Genomic DNA, 1,942 nt, shown 5'->3' with positions numbered 1-1,942 from the left:
GCATCCGGTGGAGAGATCACTAGCGAGAATGATGACATGAGTAGCGACAAAGAGTGTGAGAGACACTCTCGCCGAAAGTCCAAGGGTTCCTGCTTAAAGCTAATCTGAGCAGGGTAAGCCGGCCCCTAAGGCGAGGCCGAAAGGCGTAGTCGATGGGAACCAGGTCAATATTCCTGGGCCATGTGGTGGTGACGGATCGCAAAGGTTGTCAGTCCTTATCGGATTGAACTGGCAGCTCAGCGGTCCCTGGAAATAGCCCCACTTTTAGACCGTACCCTAAACCGACACAGGTGGACTGGTAGAGAATACCAAGGCGCTTGAGAGAACAACGTTGAAGGAACTCGGCAAAATACCTCCGTAAGTTCGCGAGAAGGAGGCCCAGTTTCTACGCAAGTATTGGCTGGGGGCACAAACCAGGGGGTGGCGACTGTTTACTAAAAACACAGGGCTCTGCGAAGTCGTAAGACGACGTATAGGGTCTGACGCCTGCCCGGTGCCTGAAGGTTAAAAGGAGGGGTGAGAGCTCTGAATTGAAGCCCAGGTAAACGGCGGCCGTAACTATAACGGTCCTAAGGTAGCGAAATTCCTTGTCGGGTAAGTTCCGACCTGCACGAATGGCGTAACGACTTCCCCGCTGTCTCCAACGTTGACTCAGCGAAATTGAATTGCCTGTCAAGATGCAGGCTCCCCGCGGTTAGACGGAAAGACCCCGTGCACCTTTACTACAGCTTCACACTGGCATCAGGCCATGCATGTGCAGGATAGGTGGTAGGCTTTGAAACAGAGACGCCAGTCTCTGCGGAGCCTCCCTTGAGATACCACCCTTGCATTGCTTGATGTCTAACCGCGGACCGTTATCCGGTTCCGGGACCCTGTGTGGCGGGTAGTTTGACTGGGGCGGTCGCCTCCTAAAGCGTAACGGAGGCGCGCGAAGGTTGGCTCAGAGCGGTCGGAAATCGCTCGTTGAGTGCAATGGCATAAGCCAGCCTGACTGCAAGACTGACAAGTCGAGCAGAGTCGAAAGACGGCCATAGTGATCCGGTGGTCCCAAGTGGGAGGGCCATCGCTCAACGGATAAAAGGTACGCCGGGGATAACAGGCTGATACTGCCCAAGAGTCCATATCGACGGCAGTGTTTGGCACCTCGATGTCGGCTCATCTCATCCTGGGGCTGGAGCAGGTCCCAAGGGTATGGCTGTTCGCCATTTAAAGAGGTACGTGAGCTGGGTTTAGAACGTCGTGAGACAGTTCGGTCCCTATCTGCCGTGGGTGTAGGATACTTGAGAGGAGTTGCCCCTAGTACGAGAGGACCGGGGTGAACGAACCACTGGTGGACCAGTTGTCGTGCCAACGGCAGTGCTGGGTAGCTATGTTCGGACAGGATAACCGCTGAAGGCATCTAAGCGGGAAGCCCCCCTCAAAACAAGGTATCCCTGAGGGCCGTGGAAGACCACCACGTCGATAGGCCGGAGGTGTAAGTGCAGCAATGCATTCAGCTGACCGGTACTAATGGCCCGATAGGCTTGATCCGATCCAGGAACAGCAAGACTGTTCCCGATCCATAAGCATACATCACAAACACAAGATGTACCTGACCTGGACAACAATGTTGAAAAAACACTTGCACCAAAATGCAAGCGTGGGTCTTCCCCGGTTTGGTGGTCATAGCGCGAGCAAAACACCCGGCTCCATTCCGAACCCGGCCGTTAAGTGCCGCTGCGCCAATGGTACTGCGTCTCAAGACGTGGGAGAGTAGGTCACCGCCAAACCTGGAAAGACCCACAAAACGTATCTCTCTACACGATCCAAATTACCGCAATAAACCAAACATCGCGGTAAAAAAAGCGCACGCAAAGCGCAATCGGCGCGGGATGGAGCAGCCCGGTAGCTCGTCAGGCTCATAACCTGAAGGTCGTAGGTTCAAATCCTACTCCCGCAACCA

The 1,942-nt window shown here is 54.7% G+C and carries 1 tRNA gene and 2 rRNA genes; all 3 read left to right on the top strand.

Annotated elements, in window-relative coordinates:
• Window positions 1-1,531: ribosomal RNA gene (locus tag BLR51_RS26925) — 23S ribosomal RNA — on the top strand; the annotation flags it as partial.
• Between the two features lie 123 nt (window positions 1,532-1,654).
• Window positions 1,655-1,769, top strand: a 5S ribosomal RNA gene (gene rrf / locus BLR51_RS26920).
• Window positions 1,770-1,865: 96 nt separating this feature from the next.
• Window positions 1,866-1,942, top strand: a tRNA-Met gene (locus tag BLR51_RS26915).

Origin of the sequence: Salipiger marinus (genome assembly GCF_900100085.1) — a bacterium.
GTDB classification, from domain to species: domain Bacteria; phylum Pseudomonadota; class Alphaproteobacteria; order Rhodobacterales; family Rhodobacteraceae; genus Salipiger; species Salipiger marinus.
This window is presented reverse-complemented; position numbering and strand designations above follow the sequence as displayed.